This window comes from bacterium (assembly GCA_016702305.1).
Classification (GTDB): Bacteria; Electryoneota; RPQS01; order RPQS01; family RPQS01; genus JABWCQ01.
Genome location: JADJEH010000016.1, coordinates 1 through 22,561 on the forward strand (window position 1 = coordinate 1; position 22,561 = coordinate 22,561).

At 51.8% G+C, this 22,561-nt stretch carries 21 protein-coding genes and 2 pseudogenes; 15 read left to right on the forward strand and 8 right to left on the reverse strand.

Annotated elements, in window-relative coordinates; all coding sequences use genetic code 11:
• Positions 1-705 precede the first annotated feature (705 nt).
• The 6 genes and pseudogenes from IPH10_11090 to IPH10_11115 form a co-directional block, all read right to left on the reverse strand.
• The gene (locus IPH10_11090) at positions 706-936 is read right to left on the reverse strand and encodes an Rrf2 family transcriptional regulator (protein ID MBK6911453.1); all 231 of its coding nucleotides are present in this window, start codon (positions 934-936) and stop codon (positions 706-708) included.
• An 88-nt stretch (positions 937-1,024) separates the two neighbouring features.
• Complete coding sequence (locus IPH10_11095) at positions 1,025-1,699, reverse strand: TSUP family transporter (protein MBK6911454.1); 675 nt, start codon at positions 1,697-1,699, stop codon at positions 1,025-1,027.
• 402 nt (positions 1,700-2,101) lie between these two features.
• Complete coding sequence (locus IPH10_11100; protein MBK6911455.1) at positions 2,102-2,389, reverse strand: hypothetical protein; 288 nt, start codon at positions 2,387-2,389, stop codon at positions 2,102-2,104.
• Positions 2,367-2,768, reverse strand: a complete 402-nt coding sequence (locus tag IPH10_11105; protein MBK6911456.1) for a hypothetical protein — start codon at positions 2,766-2,768, stop codon at positions 2,367-2,369. Before IPH10_11105 ends, IPH10_11100 begins: the two co-directional genes overlap by 23 nt.
• A 160-nt stretch (positions 2,769-2,928) precedes the next feature.
• Positions 2,929-3,852, reverse strand: a pseudogene (locus IPH10_11110) (bifunctional molybdenum cofactor biosynthesis protein MoaC/MoaB).
• Between the two features lie 109 nt (positions 3,853-3,961).
• Positions 3,962-4,486, reverse strand: coding sequence for a nucleotidyltransferase family protein (locus tag IPH10_11115; GenBank protein MBK6911457.1), 525 nt, complete (start codon positions 4,484-4,486; stop codon positions 3,962-3,964).
• Between the two features lie 284 nt (positions 4,487-4,770).
• Here IPH10_11115 and IPH10_11120 point away from each other — a divergent pair, with 284 nt between their 5' ends.
• The 15 genes from IPH10_11120 to IPH10_11190 all read left to right on the forward strand — a co-directional run bounded on the left by IPH10_11120 (position 4,771) and on the right by IPH10_11190 (position 20,100).
• Complete coding sequence (locus tag IPH10_11120) at positions 4,771-5,160, forward strand: Rrf2 family transcriptional regulator (GenBank protein ID MBK6911458.1); 390 nt, start codon at positions 4,771-4,773, stop codon at positions 5,158-5,160.
• Between the two features lie 55 nt (positions 5,161-5,215).
• Positions 5,216-5,767: a radical SAM protein gene (locus IPH10_11125; GenBank protein MBK6911459.1), complete on the forward strand. Its 552-nt coding sequence runs from the start codon at positions 5,216-5,218 to the stop codon at positions 5,765-5,767.
• Positions 5,679-6,245: a hypothetical protein gene (locus IPH10_11130; protein ID MBK6911460.1), complete on the forward strand. Its 567-nt coding sequence runs from the start codon at positions 5,679-5,681 to the stop codon at positions 6,243-6,245. Before IPH10_11125 ends, IPH10_11130 begins: the two co-directional genes overlap by 89 nt.
• Positions 6,246-6,248: 3 nt before the next feature.
• Entirely contained in the window at positions 6,249-6,770 is a 522-nt protein-coding gene (locus tag IPH10_11135; GenBank protein ID MBK6911461.1) for an MOSC domain-containing protein, read from the forward strand.
• Positions 6,767-7,549: a c-type cytochrome gene (locus IPH10_11140; GenBank protein ID MBK6911462.1), complete on the forward strand. Its 783-nt coding sequence runs from the start codon at positions 6,767-6,769 to the stop codon at positions 7,547-7,549. The genes IPH10_11135 and IPH10_11140 overlap by 4 nt, the downstream gene beginning before the upstream one ends.
• On the forward strand, positions 7,546-11,169 hold the full coding sequence (locus IPH10_11145; protein ID MBK6911463.1) for a nitrate reductase subunit alpha: 3,624 nt from the start codon (positions 7,546-7,548) through the stop codon (positions 11,167-11,169). The genes IPH10_11140 and IPH10_11145 overlap by 4 nt, the downstream gene beginning before the upstream one ends.
• A gap of 9 nt (positions 11,170-11,178) precedes the next feature.
• Entirely contained in the window at positions 11,179-12,672 is a 1,494-nt protein-coding gene (narH, locus tag IPH10_11150) for a nitrate reductase subunit beta (GenBank protein ID MBK6911464.1), read from the forward strand.
• Complete coding sequence (locus tag IPH10_11155) at positions 12,672-13,208, forward strand: molecular chaperone TorD family protein (GenBank protein MBK6911465.1); 537 nt, start codon at positions 12,672-12,674, stop codon at positions 13,206-13,208. Before narH ends, IPH10_11155 begins: the two co-directional genes overlap by 1 nt.
• On the forward strand, positions 13,201-14,517 hold the full coding sequence (gene narI / locus IPH10_11160) for a respiratory nitrate reductase subunit gamma (protein MBK6911466.1): 1,317 nt from the start codon (positions 13,201-13,203) through the stop codon (positions 14,515-14,517). Before IPH10_11155 ends, narI begins: the two co-directional genes overlap by 8 nt.
• On the forward strand, positions 14,517-15,614 hold the full coding sequence (locus IPH10_11165; protein ID MBK6911467.1) for a cytochrome bc complex cytochrome b subunit: 1,098 nt from the start codon (positions 14,517-14,519) through the stop codon (positions 15,612-15,614). The genes narI and IPH10_11165 overlap by 1 nt, the downstream gene beginning before the upstream one ends.
• A gap of 5 nt (positions 15,615-15,619) precedes the next feature.
• The gene (locus IPH10_11170) at positions 15,620-16,207 is read left to right on the forward strand and encodes a hypothetical protein (GenBank protein MBK6911468.1); all 588 of its coding nucleotides are present in this window, start codon (positions 15,620-15,622) and stop codon (positions 16,205-16,207) included.
• A gap of 93 nt (positions 16,208-16,300) precedes the next feature.
• A complete protein-coding gene (locus IPH10_11175) occupies positions 16,301-17,746 on the forward strand; it encodes an MFS transporter (GenBank protein ID MBK6911469.1) in 1,446 nt (481 codons plus the stop codon).
• 23 nt (positions 17,747-17,769) lie between these two features.
• Complete coding sequence (locus tag IPH10_11180; protein MBK6911470.1) at positions 17,770-19,335, forward strand: hypothetical protein; 1,566 nt, start codon at positions 17,770-17,772, stop codon at positions 19,333-19,335.
• A gap of 34 nt (positions 19,336-19,369) precedes the next feature.
• On the forward strand, positions 19,370-19,621 hold the full coding sequence (locus tag IPH10_11185) for a DUF542 domain-containing protein (GenBank protein ID MBK6911471.1): 252 nt from the start codon (positions 19,370-19,372) through the stop codon (positions 19,619-19,621).
• Positions 19,618-20,100 carry a hemerythrin domain-containing protein gene (locus IPH10_11190; protein MBK6911472.1) on the forward strand — a complete coding sequence of 161 codons (483 nt, stop codon included), beginning with the start codon at positions 19,618-19,620 and terminating at the stop codon, positions 20,098-20,100. Before IPH10_11185 ends, IPH10_11190 begins: the two co-directional genes overlap by 4 nt.
• Positions 20,101-20,552: 452 nt before the next feature.
• On the opposite strand, the pseudogene IPH10_11195 reads toward IPH10_11190, so the two are convergent.
• Together IPH10_11195 and IPH10_11200 are read right to left on the reverse strand one after the other, a co-directional pair.
• Positions 20,553-20,972, reverse strand: a pseudogene (locus IPH10_11195) (DDE-type integrase/transposase/recombinase).
• 130 nt (positions 20,973-21,102) lie between these two features.
• Positions 21,103-21,495 carry a hypothetical protein gene (locus tag IPH10_11200; GenBank protein MBK6911473.1) on the reverse strand — a complete coding sequence of 131 codons (393 nt, stop codon included), beginning with the start codon at positions 21,493-21,495 and terminating at the stop codon, positions 21,103-21,105.
• Positions 21,496-22,561 lie beyond the last annotated feature (1,066 nt).

Below are 22,561 nucleotides of genomic sequence, written 5' to 3' on the forward strand. Positions count from 1 at the left end.
CCGACGCCAGTGATAGTACGTGTTCTCTGAACCCCGGCTTCCGGCAAACTTCCCGAACCGTCATACCCTTCCCAATCTCAACTTCCGCCTCCCGAAGCATCGGTATGATCTGCTCCAGCCTGTACTTAGCTCGTGCCATGGCCTCCTTCACCTAAATATACCTGCATTCTCTAACTTTCAAGTGGAATTTGCAGGTTTCGGGGCTAGATCAAATGGAACAGCGCCACATTTTTGGATGACCACTACCGGAAACAAGAAGCCTGCCATAAGCAGAACACGCGTTCATGTTGCGCCGATTCACGCCTTGAGCTAAGCACCCAAACCAAGCTGCATGTCAAGGCTGTTCACTACAAGATGTGGTATACTGTCTCAAATTCTGTCTCCTGTCGCTTTGTAATCTACTGTTTCTAGAAGCGCGACTCCTGATTGCCAATCTATTGGCTGACGCCAGATGAACTGAACTCTGGATGAAATGCCATGCCTGATCGACCCCATAAGCGAAACGCCCAAGCATGCTTTCCCTTTGTATCTCGCGCATCACCGACAGATCTGCAATTGATGTTGATTTCAGAAACTGCTCAATCGAATTTTTCGTTGTTTCCAATATTGATGGATGCGACAAGCGGTTTTCATCACTACAAATACCACCAACAAAGACGATGTCACGCCTTAGAAAGCGTGAGGCCGTCGTACAAAAGAAAGATGTCATACAATGAAATATATTTGGCTCTTTTGCGAAGGTAAATCCCCACCTGGCCCGCGCGCTCCAGAGACGATTCCGTTGGCAGATAATTCTCCCATAAGTTTGGATAGGAATGGCGCAGTCAAGTATTCTGCCTTCGCGATTGTAGCTACAAGCACGGGGCCGTTTGCGCTATTCTGAGCAAGATAGACCAATGCGCGTATGGCGTAGCTTGTTTGTTTTGAGAAGATCATCGAAACCTTGTCGCTCTAAACTTGTCCAGATCAGCTAGACGCAGCGATTAGCAGAACCAGCGACAAGACACGCCGCAGAAATATCCCATCAAAGTGCTTTGAGCCGAAATATGAACCGATGAGTCCGCCGGCAAATACGGAGATGATTAGGCCGAGCGCCGGTGTCACAGTTAATTTGTGAGTCATTGCACGACCCACGATTCCAGAAAGTGAATTCACGAGGATGAACAACGCCGACAGAGTTGCGGCCGATTTCACAGTCGTCCAGCGCAAAAGATGGCGATTGGGCTCGAAATATTCCACCACCCCCACCGACAATACCGGATAGAAAACCAATTGACGGGCCGACTCCCGCAGTGCAAGCGACTGCGGTGTCCTGGTACTTTCGACAGTTGACGCGCGTTTCTCCGATTGCCAATCGAGCGGCTGAAAGGATCAAAGCCGCAGCAAGCAGAAACTTGTAGATGCTGTCTGTGACGGTCAAAGCTCCACCGATAAAGGAGAACGGCACCAACGACGCCACCGGGACCCAAACAAATGGCGGAAGCTTATGTCCACCGCGATAGAATGACCAAAACGCGAGTAACGAGACCATGACGTTTAACACCAAGGCCGTGCCGGACAACTGAGCGACTGGCAAGGAACATTGCAAGCACAGCCCAATAGCCCGATGCGCCGTGCCCAACCCGAAGAGTAGATGGCAGCCACAAAAAATATCAGGAGCAGCAGCGGAAACAGAAGCGAGTGAATGCGGTTCAATCACGGTGCTCACGACCAAATAATAGGAAGCACTTGAACCTGACTACGATTGGTCGCTGTGCGCGGTTCGCCGTCAAAAATGATCAGTGAATCAGCAGTGACAAGCCCACCGAGCATGTGCGATTCCTGGCCGATACATGGTGTAACAGGCGATACTTCTTCTTTGGTGAAGATTTCCCGCACGCCACAAACTCCGTGCGCGGTGTCCGTTTGGTGGGGTTGCCTTCCAGCGTGGCGAAATGACCAATGTTTGACTCAACAGTACAGCCCATCATTTTTGAAGTGCGGGTTTAACAAAAAAGCAGATAGGTAACCAAAGCTGAAACAGGATTACCCGGAAGTCCCATTATGAGTTTGTCTTCAATGTCGCGAAGACTGTTGGTTTGCCAGCTTAATTGCGACTTTGTCAAACTGGATAGTTGCGCCTATTGCTTGCAGTGCAGGCTTTACGTAGTCTACCATCTCCGACTGACGCACCGCCGGAGGTACTGACAACATCCGCTTCATGCAGCGCTTGCAGAATACAGTTTTGAAGCGTCTGCCGATCGTCTTTCGAGGCATAAGTCAGGATGTGCTCGATACCGAGATCGGAAAGCGCAGCTGTCAAAGCAAAGCGGTTGGAGTCCCAGATCTGTGCATCGCCGAGCGGAGCCCCCGGCGCAACAAGTTCGCTACCTGTGATGACAAGCGCCACGCGAAGCTTTCTGTAAACTTGAACCTGACTGATAGCCAAGTGTCGCTGTCAGCCCGATTGCAGCAGGTGTAAGCTTCGTTGATTTGGGTAAGCAAATTGAGTCTTTAGCAAACTCCTCGCCGGTTCGCCGAATATTCTTGTTCGTCTTAAGCGGAGCGGAAACTTGAATTGAGTCGTTCTTGAACACAGTGTCTTCCAACCATGACAACTGTATCTGCGCACGGCGGGAGCATGGCTCGGTGAATATTCTGATGGCGCAACCGGATGTCACGGAGTTGCCTGCGACATCGCCAGTCTTGACAGTCCCAATAACGTTCAACCTCACCAGGGTTGTCGACATTTGCGCTTGCAACATCGGCTGCTCTGATTGCATACCCATCTACAGCGCTGTGGTCAAAGCGCGGAACAGGAAACGGCGCACTAATGTCTTCTGCAAGATAGCAATCGCGTGATTCGGCAAGCTGCTTTGTTTCACGCGCTAAAAGCTTGACGTGCTTAAGAATGATGGATTGCGCTTCGTTAAAGCTGATCACGATTGCTTACATTGCTTTCTTTGGCCGTTCATGTCCACCACCCCAGATCATTTGAAACGCGTGCAGCATTCCTGGTAGAAGTGCGTCAAGGATTCCTGCACTCCGCGCTTTGAGCCGGGCAAGTTGACAATTAAAGTGTTTCCGCAAACCGGCCACAGCGCGCGAGAGCATCGCATAGGGTGTGCGTTCCTGACCGTAAGTCCGAATGGCTTCAGGTATGCCCGGGACTTCGCGCTCGATGATTTCACGCATTGCTTCAGGCGTAGTGTCGCGCGGACTGAAACCGGTTCCGCCCGTCGTCATAACCAAATCAACTTGGTCTACATCGCAATATTTTTCAGCGTTGCGATGATCAATTCCTTGTCGTCGGGGATAATCTTGTAATTCTGAACCACAAGTCCCAGGTTTGTCAAGCGGTCACAAATCAACAGCCCGGAGCCGTCTGTTCTTTTGCCAGCCGAAATCGAGTCGGACATTACCAAGACAGCGGCCTTCAACGACTCCGTGAACGCGTCTCTGAAATCTGAGTTGCCCCCTGCTTTTTCAGCAAGCGCACACTTAAATCTCCATGTCGTCATCGAGCATCTTGAGCATGTCGTACACGGTTAACGCGGCCACCGCAGCAGCGGTCATTGCTTCCATTTCCATGCCGGTGCGATAGATACCCTTGACCGTTGCCGTCAATGTGATCCGATCAGCAGCGATGTTGTTCTCAATCTTGATGTATTCTATCGGAACAGGATGGCAGAATGGAATGATATCCGATGTTCGTTTGGCGGCCATCACCCCTGCCACGCGCGCGACTTCGAGTGGATCGCCCTTAGGTACGGTTCCCGCTTGAATGCGTTCTATGACCGAGGGAGAAACGGTCAAGACCGATTCCGCAACGGCAGACCGCATTGTGCGGTTCTTCTCAGATACGTCAATCACTATTTTTCCTATTGTCTTATGTTATCAGCGGGTGGAGCACAGGATAGCGTTGATGGCCACAACATCCTCTGGAGTGTTTGCGCCGCGCAGCATGTCCCAATCGGTTTGATCAAGGCAGATCGTTCGCGCATTCGACAGAGTTAGCAGCTCCTGCAACGACGCGCGGGGTTGGAGTAGCAATTTCTCGACGATCGGCAGCAAGCTCGCAGGGGTAACGACCGGGCAGGGGCGAGTTGTATGTTTGTTTCAAATCGCTAAACACCGTGGATCGTTCGTCAACCTCAACAAGCAGGCGGCCCAGTAACTCGGGTGTTAGCAATGGTTGATCACAGGCCAATATAAGATAGTGACGTGCGAGATTGCTTCCGAACAACCCAAGCAGCGCCAACCGGCCCGCGATCAGTGATTTCGTCAGGAAGAATTTGCAAACCTGTATACGCGTTAATTTGACGCCATCAACATGACCAACCGCGATACACGGCAGATTGAGTTCGCATGCACAATCGTATACATGGTCAAAAAGAGATTTGCCAGAAACCAATCTGACACCTGCCTTAGAAACTCCCATTCGCGAGCTTCTGCCACCTGCCAGGATGGCAATTGCGATCTTTGTTGTGCTGTTGCCATCATTCATAACGGACAATTATAGCGAATCATCGGCACTGTCGCCACTTTCTAAACTGTGAGGGATAGAGTGAAGCAGCAGTTTGGGGCGGATAACATGGCTCCAGCTGCCCCAGATCGCTCGATGTCAACGACTTATGAGGAATGAATCATCTTGAAATTTTTCATGGTGAATAGGACAAAATTTATCTAATAAGATATATTTTATTATTTTAGAAGTGTGCTCGTTTCGCTTTGACTTGACAGACGGCCCAATATACCATATATTTAGATAAAAAGATATAATACTCTTTTATGTTGTTTTCCCATTCAGCCGCTTATGCGGTTCGGGCGTTGACTTGGTTGGCATGCCAGCCAAAGGACAGCCGTTGGCTGGCTACGGATGTGGCCAGTAGGGAAGGCATCCCGCGCCCCTATCTCAGCAAAGTACTCGGAGTTTTAAAAACACAGGGACTCATTTCGTCCGTCCGTGGCCCCAACGGCGGATACGTCCTCGTGCAAGACCCCGATTCTATCTCTTTGATGCATGTGCTGACACTCTTTGATTCCGAAAATGGGTTACTGAGTGCCCGCTTGCCTTTGGAAACTGCGGTGAATGCACACTCTGCCCGCTTGGGGATGTTTGGGACGGCACGCGAACGACACTTCAGCACTTTGTGGAAGCTACCACTATTGGATCGTTAGCGCAACGCACACTTAGCAAAGCTGCTGAAGCTATAAGACAAGAGCAAACAGCATGATGGAACGCAACATTCCACAAAATAATCTGGGCGATTCCCAAAATATACTTGTGGATCGTTTCGGTCGTGTTCATGATTATCTCAGAATCTCCGTGACCGACCGCTGCAACTTGCGTTGTACCTATTGCATGCCCGCTGCTGGATTGCAATGGAAAACGAACGAACAGCTGCTGAGTAGTGATGAGATTGTCCAGGTCGCGCGCGTCATGGCCGGGCTGGGAGTCAAGAAGATCCGGCTGACCGGGGGAGAGCCCACTACCCGTCACGATCTTGCGGACCTGGTCGTGCGACTGGCGACAATTGACGGTATCAATTCCGTTTCGTTGACAACAAACGGAGTTCTATTTGCCCGCAGCGCTCTGTCGCTCAAGCAAGCAGGGGCTGAGTGGAGTGAATATCAGTCTGGACAGTCTGAATCGGGAGACATTCAAGAAGATCGCGCGCAGAGACGCACTGAAACAAGTGCTCGAATCTATCGAGGCTGCGATTCAGACCGGATTCGAGCTGGTCAAGATCAACATGGTGGTCATGGCCGGCGTGAACGAGCATGAGATGCTGGACTTCGTTGAGCTGGCCAAGCGCAAACCCGTCAATGTTCGCTTCATCGAGTATATGCCGTTCAAAGGGAATCAGTGGGATCCGACTGGCGTTGTGTCTTATGCCGCGATGCGCGAACGAATCGAACAAACCTACGCTTTGCATGCGATGCCCGACACATTCATTGCCAACCGTGTGGCGGAAGACTTCATGATTCCCGGCTTTCGAGGCAAGATCAGCTTCATCGCGTCCATGTCTCGAAGTTTCTGTTCTACATGCTCGCGTTTGCGCTTAACCGCTGACGGCGCTTTGAAAGCATGTTTATTCTATCCGGCTCAAGCACAACTTCGCGAACTGCTACGGGCAGGAGCTTCCGAAGACCATATCAAGAGTGTGATTACTCGAGCCGTTCTCGCAAAACCAGAAGGTCACCCTGACCCAACGGAACTCACGGCGTTGAACGATCTCAGCATGATAGAAATTGGAGGATAACTGATGTCAGAGTGCATCATAGACACTGCTGAGCAAACGATAAGCGGCAAAATCGTCGCAATCTCGACCAGCACGCGCCGCGGCATTCCAAAATCTAATCAGCAAGAAGTGCGGCTGATAGAGAACTGGGGGATGGAGAATGACGTGCACGCGGGAGACTGGCATCGTCAAATCAGTATTCTGGCCATGGAGAGTGTCCAGAAGATGCGCGACAAAGGTGTGCCGGTTCGACCCGGAGCCTTCGCAGAGAATCTCACAACCGAATTCATAGACATTCCTAACCTTGCTATCGGGACGCGCGTAGCTATTGGCGATACTGAATTGGAAATCACTCAAATCGGGAAAGAGTGTCATCAGAAGTGCGCGATCTTCTATCGTGCGGGTGACTGCGTGATGCCCCGCGAAGGAATTTTTGCAATTGTGAAAAAGGGCGGCGTCATCAAAGTTGGAGATCCTGTTATTGTACATTCCGCAGAACTTGGCAAAGCTGAGAATTACATGAGTACGGACGAGGTGGCTTTATGACACGAATCGTGCTCGCTCTGTTTGCTGCAATCACACTATTGTCGCCGTTGGGACGTGCGCAATCGCCTGACTCGCTTCAGGCATCGGACACGACATCTCATGTTGATGTTGCGGCACAAAGCTACGCGCAAAAATGCGCAGGCTGCCATACAGTTGGTGGCGGCAAGCTCACCGGCCCCGACCTTTTGCCCACACGCGCTTGGCCAAAACCCGAACTTGCCGCAAAGATAAAGCTGATGGAACCGCGTGTCGGGCCAATGTCTCAAGACGAGATCAACCAATTTGTGAATCTTCTGCAGGATACGCGCACACAAGAGCGAATTCAAATCGCGCAAGAACTGGCAAGCAAGGCAGTTGCGGCAACCCTTGCGCCAGCATCACTTAGTGAAGGTCAGAGACTGTTCGAAGGCGCAACGCAATTGGCCAATGGCGGTATCGCGTGTGCTACATGTCATCGCGCGGGCGCTATGGGTGGTTCGCTGGGCCCTGACCTGACCGGACTGCATACTCGAATGGGGAAAGTTGCTATGACTTCCGCGATTCAGCAAACACAATTTCTGGTCATGTCAGGCACATACAAGAATCAACCGATTACCGCCCAGGAAGCTGTTCACTTGGCCGAATATTTGTCCAACCCCAACTTGATGCCGACCGCGAGCATGGAAGACAAGGCGCCAATCTTGGGCGCGTCACTCGGAGTGATCAGCCTCCTAATTGTGGTTGGACTATATCGCAAACGCCCACGCAACAGCCTTTCGCGCCATCGAGGTACAGCATGAGTTGGATTACAGATCTTTTTGATCCCAAACAGCGAGAGTGGGAAGACTTTTACCGCAATCGTTGGTCTTATGACAAGATTATTCGCAGCACGCACGGCGTGAATTGCACAGGTGGATGCAGCTGGAATATCTACGTCAAGAATGGCATTGTCACATGGGAAATGCAGGCGCTCGATTATCCGATTATTGACAAGGATATTCCGCCGTATGAACCGCGCGGCTGTCAACGCGGAATCTCCTACTCGTGGTATATCTACAGTCCGATCCGCGTCAAGTATCCCTATGTGCGCGGAGCGCTGATTGATTTGTGGCGCGAAGCGAAACTCCAGTTTCCCGATGATCCTGTCGCGGCTTGGAATTCAATCGTCTCGAATCCAGAATCACGATCGCGCTACCACACTGCGCGCGGCAAGGGCGGCCTGCGCAGATTCAGTTGGGATGAAGCTCTCGAAATTCTTTCCGCCGCAAACATTCACACCGTAATGAAGCACGGCCCCGATCGTATCGCGGGGTTCTCGCCGATTCCTGCGATGTCCATGGTGAGTTATGCCGCAGGCGCGCGCTTCATGCAACTGATGGGCGGCGTTTCCCTTTCGTTCTACGATTGGTATTGCGATTTGCCGCCGGCCTCGCCTGAAGTTTGGGGCGAACAAACCGATGTCGCTGAAAGTGCAGATTGGTTCAAGTCGAACTTCATTGCGGTTGTAGGTTCGAACGTCCTGATGACGCGCACGCCTGATGCGCATTTCTTGGTGGAAGCACGGCATCGCGGCGCAAAAGTCGTTGTCTTTTCTCCGGACTTCTCGATGGTGTCAAAGGTGTCCGATGAGTGGGTGCCGATTCATCAAGGGCAGGATTCGGCTTTCTGGATGGCCGTCGGACACACAATTCTACGCGAATACTACGTCGAACGTATGGTTCCATTTTTTGTAGACTATCAGAAGCAATTTACCGATGGGCCAATTCTGGTTGAATTGCACAAGCAAGCTGATGGAACCTTCAAGCCCGGTCAATACGTACGCGCCTCGCAAGTTGTCGACACAAAGAGCGTTGACAATGCAGAGTGGAAATTCTTCATGCTCGACTCCGCAACCGGCGAACTTAGACTTCCGCAAGGAACTGTTGGCCACCGCTGGCAAACGAAGAAGGGTCAATGGAATCTTAAACTTGAAGACGAGCGAACAGGCAAAGCGTTTGATCCACTGCTTATGCTCGATCCAAAGACCGATGAACTGGTCACTGTTTCGTTGCCGGAGTTTTCCGCTGAGCACGGTGACAGCTGGGTCCAATCGTTGGTTCCTGTTCGCAAAATCAAGACTCCGAATGGCGACGTCTATGCCACAACTGCGTTCGAGTTGCTTGTCGCTAGATACGGCGTAAATCGCGACGCATCAAAGCCTGCACCCTATGACGAACCGGAGCATTCGTACAGTCCTGCGTGGCAGGAGAAATTTACCGGAGTGTCCGGTGATGTTGTGATACGCTTCGCCCGTGAATGGGCGACGACTGCTGAAAAGAGCGGCGGTAAATGCAGCGTCATCATTGGAGCAGGCGTCAACCACTGGTACCACAACAATCTGATCTACCGCTCGATCATTTCCAGCCTTATGCTTTGTGGCTGTGTCGGCAAGAACGGCGGCGGACTCAATCATTATGTCGGCCAGGAAAAACTCGTTCCGCAAACTTCGTGGGCGCCCATCGCATTTGGAACCGACTGGTCAGCGCCGCCGCGACTGCAAAACACCCCGTCATTTCATTATGTCAATTCCGATCAATGGCGATACGATTCAAAATTCGATGACATCTGTCCGGTCGCCGATCGCTCTCATAGCATGGCGCATGGACATACCATTGATAGACAGGTGCAAGCCGTGCGGGCTGGCTGGTTGCCCTCATACCCGCAATTTGATCAATCCTCGCTTGAAGTTGCAAAGGAAGCACGCAGCAACGGCGCAACGGACGAAGCCTCAATTGTCAAGAATGTCGTGGACAGATTGAAGGCGAAGAAGCTTAAGTTTGCAGTTGAAGACCCGGATTCTCCCAAATGTTTCCCGCGCCTTTTTTACATCTGGCGAGGAAACGCCTTGCTATCATCCGCTAAAGGCCATGAGTATTTTCTGAAGCATTATCTGGGAACGCACACAAACCTCATCGCAAAAGAGCAGGCGAAGGAGCATGTCGACGACGTTGTGTGGCACGACAAAGTCGAACTGGGCAAGATGGATCTCGTTGTGGACTTGAACTATCGTATGGATTCTTCCGCACTCTATTCTGATATTATCTTGCCGGCCGCGACGTATTACGAGAAGAACGATCTGAATTCAACAGACATGCACAGCTTCATTCATCCGTTGCAAGCTGCTGTTCCACCGTGCTGGGAATCTAAAAGTGACTGGGATATATTTCGCGAGATCGCGAAAGCGACTTCGAAACTTGCCGAGCGCTATCTGCCCGATCCAATTGAAGATGTCGTAACCGCGCCGCTCGCCCACGATACGCCCGCTGAAATCGCTCAACCCTCTATCAAGGATTGGTCCAGAGGTGAGTGTGAAGCGATCCCCGGCAAGACGATGCCCATCATCAAAGTGGTTACGCGGGACTATAAGAATGTCTTCAACAAATTCATCAGCCTTGGTCCCAATTTCCGCAAGGGCCTCGGCATGCATGGCATTCAGTTTGAAGTTGCCGATATGTATGATGCATACATGGAGAACAATCCTACTGAAAAGTGGGGGGGGGGAGTCTTCCCATCCTTGCGCGAAGACTTGCTTGTTTGCGAAGCGATTCTGAATTTTGCCCCTGAGACCAACGGTGAATTGGCGTTCCGATCGTACAAATCGGAAGCGATTAATACCGGCATTGACCATTCGCATGCCGCCGAGAAGACTCGCTCTGTTCGCATAACATTCGATGATGTCGCTGCTCAACCGAGGCGAATTCTCACGACGCCGTTTTGGTCAGGGGTAACGAGTGACAAGCGTACATATTCAGCGTATTGTCAAAATGTGGAAGGACTTGTACCATGGCGTACGCTAAGCGGCAGGCAGCATTACTACCTTGATCACGAGGCTTACATCGCTTATGGCGAGAATCTGCCGACCTACAAGCCACGCGCGTCGCGAGAGATCCTCGGCGACTTGGCACAGTCAAAACCAGGGGGCGGAACACTCGTATTGAATTACCTGACGCCACACGGCAAGTGGTCGATTCACTCGACTTATGGCGACACCTTGAGAATGCGCACATTGAGTCGTGGTCACGACCCGATTTGGATAAATGATAAAGATGCTCTGCTATTGGGAGTAGAAGACAACGATTGGGTCGAAATTTTCAATGATAACGGAGTCGTGTGCACCTGCGTCAACGTCAGCGCACGCATTCCACGCGGTATGTGTTTCATCTATCACTCGCCCGAACGCACGTTGGGGATCCCGAAATCACCCGAGCGCGGCAACCGTCGTGCGGGCGGTCACAATAGCTTGACCAGAGCGCGCCTCAAACCGCTCTTTATGATTGGTGGTTATGGTCAGTTTACATACGCGTTCAACTACTGGGGACCTCCAGGCGTGAATCGGGATACATTTGTTGCCGTCAAGAAACTCGAAAAAGTAATCTGGTAAAGGTGAACAATGGATATTAGAGCACAAGTTTCCATGGTGTTTCACCTCGACAAATGCATCGGTTGTCACACATGCAGCGTGGCCTGCAAAAATGTGTGGACAGACCGACCCGGTGCGGAGTACATGTGGTGGAATAATGTTGAAACAAAACCCGGTACGGGCTTTCCACATCGCTGGGAAGATCAGGATCGCTACAAGGGCGGCTGGAAGCTCAACGGCAGCAAGGATCTTCAACTCAAGTCACAGTCGAAATTAGGTGGACTGCTGAAGCTGTTCTATAATCCGAATCAACCCGGATTGGAAGACTACTACGAGCCGTGGACGTACGAGTACGAAAATCTCTTTGATGCACCTGAAGGCGACGATCAGCCGACTGCCAAGCCGATCTCGCAGATCACCGGCGAAGAGATGAGGATTGAGGGCGGCCCCAATTGGGATGACGATCTCTCCGGTTCGCCACTCTATGCTGCGAATGACGTCAACTACGATCTGCTTACGCCTGAAGAGCGGCAGCAGCTCTTTGAGATTCAACGCGTGGCTTTCATGTATTTGCCGCGCATTTGCAATCATTGCGCTAATCCGAGCTGTGTGGCGTCGTGTCCTTCAGGTGCGCTTTACAAACGCGGTGAAGACGGGATTGTTTTGATCAATCAGGACGTGTGCCGCGGATGGCGCGCCTGCATTTCCGCATGTCCTTACAAGAAGATCTACTACAATTGGGTCACCGGCAAATCAGAGAAGTGCATTCTTTGTTATCCGCGCCTCGAAACGGGTCAAGCACCTGCCTGCTTCCATTCGTGCGTGGGCCGAATTCGCTACCTCGGAGTGTTGCTTTATGATGCTGACCGAATCGAATCCGCAATGAAAACGGCGGATCCGTTGCTCGTAGAAGCGCAACGCGACGTCATCTGTGATCCTAACGATGAGAATGTGATTGCTTCGGCACGCGCCAATGGCATCAGTGACGAAATGATCGAGTCCGCGCGCAAATCACCTGTGTACAAGTACGTCGTGCAATGGAAACTTGCCCTACCGCTGCACATTGAGTACCGCACGATGCCGATGCTCTTTTATGTGCCGCCGCTATTACCCGTGATGGGGAAAGACGGCGACCAGCCTTATGATCATGCAGAAGAGTCATTCTTCACCTCGCTTGACAAATCGCGCCTTTCAATCAAGTACATGGCAAGATTGTTCAGCGCGGGCAATGAGGCGGTTGTAACCGCTTCGCTCAAAAAACTCATGGCTGTTCGCTACTATAAGCGGGCGCAGGAAGTCGGCGACGTGCAGGATGATCGCGTCAATCGGATCATGCGCGAAGCCGGAACAACGCCGGAGGAGGCGGAAGAAATCTACCTTTTGACGGCAGTGCCCACAGTGCATAAGCGCTACGTACTTCCGCCGCTTCAGCGCGAAGAAGCGATAGGAAGTATGTGTGACGTGCAGGATTGCAAGGGAAGTTGCGGATTCGGCAAGACCTCCGGCGCAGAAAGGAATGTGTAATGGCAACGAGTTCATTTGAAATGTCATGCCGGGAACTGGCAATTCTCCTGTGCCATCCGCAAACGGACTACTTGTCTGTGCTGAACAATGTTATCGATTCCAGAGTGAGCAATAAATCAATAAAGTGCTTACGAGCGTTTCGCGATGCGATTGCCGAGTTGTCTCCGTTCGAGTTGCAAGAACTCTACACTCGCACATTTGATCTTAACCCGATGTGCTCGCCTGCGCTGAGCGTGCACCTGTTCGGTGTCGAGAGTTTCAAGCGCTCCCATCTTATGGTTGGGCTATTGGACATGTATCGCGTTGCGAGTTTTCCGGTGACTGGCGAATCAGCGGATCATATGAGCACTGTCGTTCGATTTCTTCCGTTCGCTGAGAACAACGCGCGTGAGGAAGTTGCACAATTTATTTTATTGCCGGGAATGGCGAAAATCGCTGAATTCTTGGACTCAAAATCAAACCCATTTTCTTACTTGATCAAGGCGACAATCTCAATTGTAGCCACTGAAACAGGGAAGGAGGCAACATATGCTTGAGTTGTTCGCATTTGTCGGTCTGCCTTACGCTGCGATCTTGATCTGCATTGTAGGCACAGTCTGGCGCTTTCGCAATGACCAATACGGAATCTCATCGTTGTCCTCGCAGTTTCTTGAGGGTAAGAAACTCCTGTGGGGATCTGCGCCATGGCATATTGGCATCTTGATTATCTTCCTCGGCCATTTTGTCGCGTTTCTGTTGCCAGGCGTGTGGCAACGATTGATGGCTGTGCCACTCTTGCTTGCGACGGCCGAAACAATCGGAATCGCGGCAGCCGTATTGTGCTTACTTGGATTGATTGTGCTCTTCTACCGTCGCCTAACGACCGCGCGGTTGCAGAAATCTACAAACATCGGCGATTTCATCGTCGCGACACTATTGTTGGCACAAGTTGGATTGGGACTAATGGTGGCTGGCGGCTACCGCTGGGGCGCGAGTTGGTCAACCGGAACATTGACTCCCTACGTCTGGAGTTTGATCACTTTCAGTCCAGACGCGACAATTATCAGAGACATGCCGATTGCGATTCAAGCGCACGTGGTCGGCGCATGGCTCATCTTGCTCATGCTGCCGTTCACGCGCCTGATTCACATGGTGTCAGTTCCACTCCAGTACCTCTTTCGCTCACCGCAAAAAGTCGTTTGGAACAACCCGCGTCGCAACAATCAGGCGGTCGCCGCCCGAGTTACACAGGAGTCACGCCGTCATTTCTTGAAGGCTGCATTTGGATTAAGCGCTTCCGGGCTTCTGCTCTCCGTTGGTGTATTAGACAAACTGGGCCGCTTCTTCCAAATGCCCGGTCTGCATCACGATGAAGAAGCAAATTTACTGGAAACGCGCTTGCGTCGGCTGCAACTAACCGCCGAAGAGAAGGAGCTTGAACTCGAACGCTTGCGCAGCGATCATATCTATGTAGCGAAACTCGCAGAGTTGAACAATACCATTGGGAAGTACTTCATTGATTACTCGATGCGCCCCGGGCTCGCGTTTCGCGCTGAAGATGGATGGCCCATGCTGCTGTCTGCCAAGTGCACGCACTTAGGCTGCACGGTCGGAAACCAAGTTGATGCAAGCGGCCGCATTCTCTGCCCGTGTCACGTTTCTTACTTTGACATCAAGACCGGGATGCCCAACGAAGGCGCCCCCGCAAAGGCGCCGCTTGATCGCATTGCCTGGGTGCTGCGCGACGAGCAAGGAACTGAAGTCGCGACCGAAAGCCCGCGTGGTTCACGCACCGGAAGACTTGACCCGGCCTTGGCGGACGGCTATTCACTCTACATTGTCAGATCGCTATCGGCGGAGGCTTGATGAAACAGCCATTCGTCAACACCATGTTTGACTTCATCGCGTCGCGAATGCCGTTGCACAAGCTCGACGTCCGTCACATGATCACGGAAAAAGAGGTTCCGGTTCATCGCATGTCATGGGGATACTACGTCGGCGGTCTGGCACTGTTCTTTTTCATCATCCAAGTCTTCACGGGGATGATGCTTCTATTTTATTATGAACCGACGGTCAGCGAAGCGCATGAGTCCGTAGAGTACATCACGCATTTCGTGACAATGGGCGCGTTGATTCGGAACCTACACGCATGGTCCGCTTCCTTCATGATCTTTTGCGTCATAGCGCATATGCTCAGCGCACTGGCCATGAAAGCATTCGCCAAGCCGCGCGAGATCACGTGGATCGCGGGCGTGCTGTTGCTCCTGATCACTTTTGGATTTGGATTCACAGGTTATCTCCTACCGTGGAATCAAATTGCCGTCAATGCCACGAAAGTCGGCTTGGCTTCAATCGACCAAATGGGACAGTACCTGCCTGCGGCTTTGTCGCATCTTGCCGAAGATGTGCGCGTGACCATTCAAGGAGCGCCAGCCATCGGACAAGCGACTCTAAGCAGATTCTTTGCACTGCATGTCGTTATCCTGCCTTTACTGGTATTCGGCGTGATCGGACTGCATGTCCTTTCGGTTCAGTTACACGGCATGAGTCCCGGTATCGAGGACAAGCCGCGTCGCAAAGACAAGTTCTTCCCGATATTTATTCTTAAAGACTTCAAGGAATGGGGAATCGCGTTCCTTGTACTATTCATCCTCGCCCTGTGTCTGCCCTTTGATTCATTATTTCCCTATCCATTGCTGGAACCCTACAACGCCTTGGGTTCGACGCCTGACGGTATCAAACCAGAGTGGTACTTCTACTTTGTCTACTATCCGATGGAGCTGCTGCCGTTTTGGATCATCATCGTGGTCATGACTCTCGCGACGCTTGGTTTGTTTGCGGCGCCGTGGATCTTTAAGGGCACGAGTCACAAGACAATGCGCTGGATTGCTTCAGCGATTGCCGCGTATATGATCGTCATGACATTGTTTGGCGAAAACATTTATCACGCAATCAAGGGGTGAAAAGCATGACCAAGACACTCCAATTGCTGTTCACTCTCGTAATCGTCGGCAATTGCTACGCCTACCCCGAATTCCAGAAATTCTCGCAAATTCACTCTGGACGGCCCATTAACTGCGCGATGTGTCACGCCAATGGCGACGGCCCCGAAGGAGCATCGCGCGGCCAAATCGGAAGCTTGACGCCCGACGAGTTGAACAAGCTGAATGCTGCACGCGGTGCATTCGCTCCCGGTGTGCCCATCCAGAGCCCCATTCTGAATGCGTTCGGGAACAATATCATTACCGTCATCGGAAAAACTAAGTTTCTCGAACTGCGTGCACATCCTGAGCAGTTGGCCGAGGTCTATGGATATCAAAGTGATCTCGATGGCGATGGAATTACAGATGCTCAAGAGTACTTGGAAGGAACTCATCCCCTGAACAATGTTCATGGCGAGCCAATGAGGCTGTTCCTGCATAACCTGAAAGCATTCAGGCTCCATGTTATTTTAATCGTGCTGGCTACCATCGCAGGATTCTATGGATTCAGCCACCTGTTACACGGCTTCGCCGCCAGCGCGTCCACGAAATCGTCCGTTGAACGCTATCCATAAGCAAATCGAGGGATAATCGTGCAAGATCGCAGACGAGCAATCCAGGTTCTCATCCTGAACACACTGGCCTTCACCATCTGCTTCGCCGGGTGGATGATGAATGGTGTACTGATCACCTATCTTGTGGACAACGACATCTTCCTTTGGGATAAAGCGCAGATGGGTTGGTTGATCGGTATCCCAGTGTTGACGGGATCGCTAATGCGGCTCCCCGTCGGTGTTCTGACGGATAAATACGGTGGAAGAAGAGTTTACACAATTCTGATGCTCATCTCCGCAATCCCGATGTTCATGACAGGTGCGGCTAACGAGTACTATCAGTTTGTCTTTGCAAGCTTAGGATTTGGTCTTACAGGGGCTGCGTTCGCAGTTGGTATTGCGTATACTTCGGTTTGGTTTCCCAAAGAGCGACAAGGAACTGCGCTTGGCATCTTCGGAGTCGGTAATGCAGGTGCTGCCTTAACCAGTATGGGCGCGCCGGTCTTACTTAAATGGTTGACGGACAACGGAGCAAATGTTGACGGCTGGCGCACACTGCCCAAGATTTATGCGGCCGCGCTTGTAGTTATGGCAATCATATTCTACTTTCTGACATACGAGAAGAAGATAGCGCACTCGGCGGGATTGACGCTAAAGCAGCGTCTCGAACCGTTGAAATACGTGCGCGTTTGGCGGTTTGGACTCTACTACTTCCTGGTCTTCGGAGCATTCGTTGCCTTAGCACAGTGGCTTGTTCCATACTACGTGAACGTTTATACCATGAGTGTTGCATCAGCAGGTCTCATGGCCTCAATCTTCAGCCTTCCCTCCGGTTTGATTCGCGCCTTGGGCGGCTGGATGTCGGACAAGTTTGGCGCGCGTCGCATCATGTATTGGGTGTTGGGCAGTTGTTTGTTCGGCTGCGCATTACTTTGTGTTCCACGCATGGACATTGAATCTCCCGGTTCTGGCGTGACGGCGGCCAGAGCAGGTACCGTCACGTTTGTATCCGATACGCTTGTTCGCATTGATCAACGCGAATACAAAATTCGCCCCGAGCCAGCGGCGTGGCGCAAAAATCAAGACAATACATTTCTCGTCTTTCCCTCAGGTGAATTCTGGCACAGTCCGGTTGTTTCAGTCGGTGACAAGATCGTCAAGAAGCAGCTACTGGCCCGCGGTATTACGCATCTGTTTTTTCAGGCAAACATTTGGATATTCACTTTCTTAGTCTTTGTAGTCGGAATCATGATGGGAATCGGCAAAGCAGCCGTGTATCGCCATATTCCCGACTACTATCCAGAGCAGATCGGCGTCGTCGGAGGAATTGTCGGCGTCGTCGGTGGATTGGGTGGATTTGTATGTCCAATCCTGTTTGGCTATATGCTCAAATGGACGGGTATCTGGACGACGCTATGGATCTTTCTCGGTGTGCTTTCGTTCATTTGTCTTATTTGGATGCACTTTGTGGTTCAGAAGATGATGCATAAGAATGCGCCTGTGTTAATGCGCCACATCGAGGATCGACACGATCACCCCGTAGAAACGACGCCTGCCTAATCAAAACTGGAACGGAAACGCAAATGGCTCAGACATTAATTCATTGGAACGTTGAAGACCAATCGTTCTGGGAGCGGGAAGGCAAGCGCACCGCTTACCGAAATCTCTGGATATCCATTCCATGTTTGCTGTGTGGATTTGCCGTCTGGATGTTCTGGTCGATTATTACGACCAAGATGCAGGAGCTTGGCTTTCAATTCGATCCTGATCCAGCCAAAAACAAGGCAATGCTCTATACGTTGATTTCGATAGCCGGTTTGACGGGTGCAACATTGCGTATTCCCAATTCCTTCTTTGTCGCATTGAGCGGCGGCCGCAATGTCGTCGCGGTTACGACCGCCTTGCTGATACTCCCGGCACTCGGCCTTGGATTGGCGCTGCGTGCTCCCGGCACGTCGTACTCCACTTTTGTAATCCTGTCTGCATTGTCAGGAATCGGCGGAGGTGCCTTCGCGTCCTCGATGTCCAATATCAGCCTCTTTTTCCCGAAGCGAATTCAGGGCACCGCATTGGGACTCAATGCCGGTTTAGGAAATCTTGGCGTCAGCATTATGCAAGTCTTGTTGCCGTTCGTGATGACATTCGGTGCGTTCGGAGCTTTCGGCGGAAATGCCTGGAAAACTGCCGCCGCGGTTGGTGCGCAGCCCGCAGGCACTCTAGTCTGGATTCAAAACGGCGGATTTGTATGGGTGCCCATCCTTGCCGTCTTAGCGATCCTTGCATGGTTGCTTATGAATAACCTTGCAATACACAGTGTCGGTTCTTCCGCGGCCGCTATTGCCAAAATGCTTTACTTGACACTACTGGGCTTTGCTGGATCAGCATTGGGACTGTATCTGTTGGTCGCGCTCAAAGTCAATATGTGGATTGTCTTGCCGATCACCATAGTGTTGACGCTAATCCTGATTAGATATTTGTCGCCTGTAAAGATTCGCCAGAATTTGAGCAACCAGTTTGCAATCTTCAAAGAGAAGCACAACTGGGTTATGACCTGGCTTTATGTCATGACCTTTGGTTCATTTATCGGATATTCGGCGGCATTCCCAAAGCTCATCCAAGATGTCTTCGGATCACTTCCGGACGGGAGTGCCAATCCTCACGCGCCGAATCCCTTTGCCTATGCATGGCTTGGTCCGTTGGTTGGTTCGTTGATTCGTCCGGTCGGCGGTTGGCTATCCGATAAGTTTGGCGGCGCGCGTGTCACTCAATGGGACACCGTAGTCATGATTTTCGCGGCGTTAGGTGTAGCGTACAATATCAAGGCTGCCAGCAATTCACCGGCACCGGAAGTATTCTTCGTTCCGTTCCTGCTACTCTTTCTGCTTTTGTTCATTACAACCGGCATCGGCAACGGTTCGACATTCAGAATGATTCCCATCATTTTTGATTCAAAGCTTGCAGGGCCCGTGCTTGGTTGGACGTCGGCGATTGCAGCTTATGGCGCATTCATCATCCCCAAAGTGTTCGGGACGCAAATTCAAGCCGGTCACCCAGAGTACGCACTTTACGGGTTCGCACTCTACTATGTGAGTTGTCTGGTCGTGAATTGGTGGTTTTATGCCCGCAAGAACGCAGAGATTAAGTGTTAACTTCACAAATCATTCCACACTACTGAGTAACACCATGAGCATTACACTCGAAACTCCCGTAGGCCATTTGGTCGTTGAAAAGCCAGGCCGCGCACATATCTTCCAGCGTTTTCAGATTGACTATTGCTGCGGCGGTGCTAAGCCCCTCGGTCAAGCATGCACCGCGAAGAATCTTGATCCGCAAGTCGTGCTCGCGGAAATCGCCAACAAGACAGCCGCACGGATGTTGATTCCGAGCCTGACTGGACAAAGGTCACGATGTCCGTGCTGGTTGACAATATCTTGAATCAGCACCATGAGTACCTACGCAACACGTTGCCACACCTTGGTGAAATGGCCGAAAAGGTCCATAATGTCCATGGCGAGAATCATCCGGAACTGCTGGATATTCTGCAAACCTTTGCGGGAATTTTTCACGAGCTGGATTCGCACATGTACAAGGAAGAGAACATCCTCTTCCCGGCCATCAAGCGCCTTGAACAAGGTTCCATGCCCCCCGCTGCGGCTGCACAGCTCTTTGGCCCGGTCAGCGTCATGGAGGCGGAGCACGCCACCGTTGGAGCCGAACTCGAAAAGCTTCGTGGCTTGACCAACAATTACACGCCACCGGAAGGCGCGTGCAACACCTATCGCGGCTTGTTTGCTGGCCCAGAAGAGCTTGAACGCGACTTGCATTGGCACATTCACAAGGAGAATAATATTCTTCCCAAGAGCTTTGGCAGGAACTCAGTCCTAAGGATCACAGGGTCAGCCATAGACTTGTGACGCCGAGTCGGAGCTTTGGTTAGCATTGCGAAATCCCAGCGTGCGCTTCCACCGAGATGTTCTTGTTTCCGGAGGACATCAATTAAAGATTTGGGTCGCGCCTCAGAGGGGAGTCGAAGCGGGCGCCAGATCTTGCTTCCAGCCTTGACCCCCCTTGTCCCGAATCTGTCCCTATGCGTCCGTAACTATAAGTAAAACAAACCCCTCCAATTCACTCTTAATCAATTGGTTCGGGGTTCGAGTCCCTGTGGGTGCACAAGCTAAAGCCCTGCTAAAACATTGTTTTGCAGGGCTTTTTGATTTAACCGATTTGTTCATATGTTCATTCGTAAGTTCAGATTTTAACAACCGGTATCTGTTGGTCGTCAGAAGAAATGGGACACATTTTCAGTTAAGTTAATGGAGGGATTTGTCTGTAAGTTACGTTTCTCTGTGGTTTTTTTGGTTAGGATTTAGATTGGCCTGTTTACGGGCCTTTTTTGGTTTGTTCTTTGAGCCGTTGCCGCTGTTTTCGGATGGTTTCGGCGCGGCCGAAGTAGACGTCGACGGGGGTGCAGATTGCCGATGCCTTTGTGGTAGTGTTCGAAGTTGTACCAGTGCCGGAACGCCCTCCAGCGCGCGGTCGAACGCCCGGGTGAGGCATGCACGATCAGCTGCAGCTTTTCCTTCGCCGTGCGGTTTAAAACGCCTTCGACCTTGCCGTTCGTTTGAGGGTGATTGCGCATCGAGAAGATGTGCCGGATCCCCAGACTCTTCAAGTAGGTGCTGAACGTGCCCCACTTGTAGCAGGCGCCGTTGTCGCTGAGGAGCCGCACCCGCTCGTGACGCGGGACTTCTTCCATGCCGGTCTCGGCAACTGCTTGCGCGATCAGCCCTGCACCGTGTCGCCTTTCGAGTTGCGCAAGCGGCGGAACACGATCGAGAACCCGCTGAAGTCATCCACACACTGCCCAACGGATGCGTGCCCCAGTCGGGCAACATCAGCTCCGCCAGATCGGTCTGCTACCGTTCGTTCACGCGCGTCGTCTTGCGGTGATACTCTTGGCCGCCGGGATGATCTGCGGCAACTCGCGCGCTAACCCGTTGCGCTTCAGAATGCGGTAGACCGTGCCCGCTGACACTGAACCCGCCGTCATCGGTAATCCTGAACGCCAGTTGGCGCGGCGACAGATCAGCATCGAGCAATGCGTTGGCGATGATCGTGCCCTTCTTCTTCCAAGAGCCGGTTCCAGACCGCCGCGGCGCTGAAGACCGGTCCGCGAGCTTTCCTGGTTCTGCCAGCGGTAGTACGTGCCTGGGAAGCGCTTCAAACGCTTCGCCAACGGCGGATCGACAGCGGTGTACTATCCACCAGCCGCAGCAGATCCCGCTTCTGCTCGGACGTGTGCCGGGCATAACGCTTCGCCTTGCGCTTCAGAAGAGACTTTTTTGAGCGTGCGCACCCTCCAGCATCAGATCGGCTACCGTCTGACGCAGCTCTTCGTTCTGACGACGATAGAACCCACTTCCCTTTGGTCGCGCCGCGCACCGCTTTCTGCCCTTCAAGCGCGCCTTGCCCGCTTCCATGAACCTTCAGCCAGTTGTAGTACACGTTGGCGCTCACGCCTTCCTGACGGCATAACGCCGCTACCGGATGATCGCCCCCGCAGTCCTTCCAGCACGATGCGGATCTTGTCTTCCGCGCTGTACTTCGTGCGCGCCGCCGCCGCACCGTCTTGATCAACTGCGCTGCGCTTTTTCGGTCTGCCGCCGCAGCCTGCTTTTCTTCCGCCTGGGCATGGTCAGCCCTCCTTCTTCGATGATACATGATAATATCTCAGCGAAGGGAACGGCAACCCCAAACCTGGTCACTTTGTTGCTAAGCAGTCGCGCCGCGCGACTGTACTTACATCACAAACCATCCACTAATACTACTGGACCAATTGTCCCAAATGTGTTGACGATTACAATGACGTCGCCCTCCACGCTCTGATAAATGTTGTGCGTTGCTGGGCCTGTTGAAATTTCTGTGTCAGTAAACTAGCTATTTGTTGCAGTGTCACTGCTCCGCAGAACAATATGCGAGCTGTTATTATCACAATCCCCCAATTCCCGAAAGCCGTAACCTGTTTTTGTCCGGCCCTCCTGCTGCTTGAGGGGGCTTTTGTGTTTCAAGATGTTTATTTGCAAAGAGCTACGATAGTGCACAAACATTCCTAAAAACACACAAATCGGTTGAATTGTAGATGATAGACCACTATATTGCTAAGATAATGGAATGGCCCACATTAGCCATAGCATCGCGATATTGCTGTAACGGAGTGATTAGATATCGCCGGGCTGGGCGACTACTATTACAACCACTATACTAAAAACCGCGAACTTGGCGTAAATTTCACGTTGACACCTTCACGAAAATACTATCAGTTTGTCAATTCTAACTATCGTCGCGATCTGTTGCTCTCCTTCCTAAACCGACCTA

What these genes read in the sequence shown, in the direction of transcription:
- IPH10_11115 (MBK6911457.1), bottom strand. Translation starts at nt 4,486, where the DNA reads ATGAATGATGGCAACAGCACAACAAAGATCGCAATTGCCATCCTGGCA.
- IPH10_11135 (MBK6911461.1), top strand. Translation starts at nt 6,249, where the DNA reads ATGTCAGAGTGCATCATAGACACTGCTGAGCAAACGATAAGCGGCAAA.
- IPH10_11090 (MBK6911453.1), bottom strand. Translation starts at nt 936, where the DNA reads ATGATCTTCTCAAAACAAACAAGCTACGCCATACGCGCATTGGTCTAT.
- IPH10_11120 (MBK6911458.1), top strand. Translation starts at nt 4,771, where the DNA reads ATGTTGTTTTCCCATTCAGCCGCTTATGCGGTTCGGGCGTTGACTTGG.
- IPH10_11105 (MBK6911456.1), bottom strand. Translation starts at nt 2,768, where the DNA reads ATGGGTATGCAATCAGAGCAGCCGATGTTGCAAGCGCAAATGTCGACA.
- narH (MBK6911464.1), top strand. Translation starts at nt 11,179, where the DNA reads ATGGATATTAGAGCACAAGTTTCCATGGTGTTTCACCTCGACAAATGC.
- IPH10_11200 (MBK6911473.1), bottom strand. Translation starts at nt 21,495, where the DNA reads ATGCCCGGCACACGTCCGAGCAGAAGCGGGATCTGCTGCGGCTGGTGG.
- IPH10_11170 (MBK6911468.1), top strand. Translation starts at nt 15,620, where the DNA reads ATGACCAAGACACTCCAATTGCTGTTCACTCTCGTAATCGTCGGCAAT.
- IPH10_11180 (MBK6911470.1), top strand. Translation starts at nt 17,770, where the DNA reads ATGGCTCAGACATTAATTCATTGGAACGTTGAAGACCAATCGTTCTGG.
- IPH10_11145 (MBK6911463.1), top strand. Translation starts at nt 7,546, where the DNA reads ATGAGTTGGATTACAGATCTTTTTGATCCCAAACAGCGAGAGTGGGAA.
- IPH10_11185 (MBK6911471.1), top strand. Translation starts at nt 19,370, where the DNA reads ATGAGCATTACACTCGAAACTCCCGTAGGCCATTTGGTCGTTGAAAAG.
- IPH10_11140 (MBK6911462.1), top strand. Translation starts at nt 6,767, where the DNA reads ATGACACGAATCGTGCTCGCTCTGTTTGCTGCAATCACACTATTGTCG.
- IPH10_11155 (MBK6911465.1), top strand. Translation starts at nt 12,672, where the DNA reads ATGGCAACGAGTTCATTTGAAATGTCATGCCGGGAACTGGCAATTCTC.
- IPH10_11165 (MBK6911467.1), top strand. Translation starts at nt 14,517, where the DNA reads ATGAAACAGCCATTCGTCAACACCATGTTTGACTTCATCGCGTCGCGA.
- IPH10_11175 (MBK6911469.1), top strand. Translation starts at nt 16,301, where the DNA reads ATGATGAATGGTGTACTGATCACCTATCTTGTGGACAACGACATCTTC.
- IPH10_11125 (MBK6911459.1), top strand. Translation starts at nt 5,216, where the DNA reads ATGGAACGCAACATTCCACAAAATAATCTGGGCGATTCCCAAAATATA.
- narI (MBK6911466.1), top strand. Translation starts at nt 13,201, where the DNA reads ATGCTTGAGTTGTTCGCATTTGTCGGTCTGCCTTACGCTGCGATCTTG.